Raw genomic sequence first — 1,097 nt, forward strand, 5'->3', positions numbered from 1 at the left:
GTTGGAAGAAGGTGCGAAGGTCGACATGCCCGGGCTCGGAGGTCGCACGGCGTTGCATGTCGCTGCAGCTTTCGCCAAGCCAATGATCGCCGAGGTTCTTCTCCAAGCCGGGGCAGCTCCGAATCACCGCGACGACCGCGGTCTTACGCCGCTGTGGGTTGCATTGCGGCATCCGGCTGTAACATCGCGCGAACCGTCTGGTGTCGTCGATACGGGGGCGGTTGTTGAAGTGCTGGAGCGCTTCGGGGCGATTGAGTAGGACGTTCCACCACGTCTACTCCCCGAGGTGCTACGAGTCAATCGGTCTCTCGGCTCACTCAAGATCACCGAGTGATCGAAAAATCTGAGGGGACGGCTCCCAACCGAATTCATCGTCCACAGGAAAGATCGGGCGGGCCACTCGGGGACCAATCGGGCGCGAACCCGTTCACCACGGTGCCGCCCAGGTTCAACCGATAGGTGGCCAAAGCAGATAGAATTGTTCTTCCGCTGCGAGGGACCAGCTGATTCCCAGCAATGTATTCGTAGGGATCCAGTTGCAGGTCTAGGTCAGGTAGTACGGGAGCTCTTCGAAGAAGGGAGATCGCATGCTCGCTCCACTCCCGACCGTCAGGAGGAGCAGCGTCAAGGCGAGCAACAATCCGTAGTAGGGCGAGAAGATCCTGAGCGCACGGCGGACATAGAAGCGACCCAATGCCAATCGCCCGTTCCGCTCTCGTTCGCGGAGCAGCAGCGTGACGATCAAGAAGGCGTTGATGGCGAAGAAGAGGTCGACGCCGAGGAAACCGTTGGCGAGAGCGCCTGTCCGCAAGCTGGATGGCGCTCCGGCATGGTGTCATACCACTGCGAGGATGCTCAAGCACCGCAGGCCATCGAGTGAAGAGAATGTACGCGCGGAACGGCAGGTCTCGTAGCTGGGGCCGGAGGAGACCGTGTTCATGAGGTCTTGGCGCCACCCTGTAGACGCTCACTCAGAAGCGTAGAAATCTGATCATTTGGCCGGGGGGCGACGCAGCCCGCCGTTCCGGATTCCGATTCAGATCTTCCGGGTCGAAAGGTCCTTGACCCAGGGCGAACGCCCTCCCGGCTCGACCGGA

The 1,097-nt window shown here is 60.9% G+C and carries 2 protein-coding genes; one reads left to right on the top strand and one right to left on the bottom strand.

Annotated features, from left to right (window positions below):
* Positions 1–259 (top strand): hypothetical protein (locus GY937_25275; GenBank protein MCP5060028.1); only part of this gene is annotated, 259 nt, incomplete at its 5' end.
* Positions 260–544: 285 nt separating this feature from the next.
* Here the strand turns inward: GY937_25275 and GY937_25280 are convergent.
* Positions 545–811: a hypothetical protein gene (locus tag GY937_25280; GenBank protein MCP5060029.1), complete on the bottom strand. Its 267-nt coding sequence runs from the start codon at positions 809–811 to the stop codon at positions 545–547.
* Positions 812–1,097: the final 286 nt, after the last annotated feature.

It is taken from the genome of bacterium (assembly GCA_024228115.1).
Taxonomy (GTDB): Bacteria; Myxococcota_A; UBA9160; order UBA9160; family UBA6930.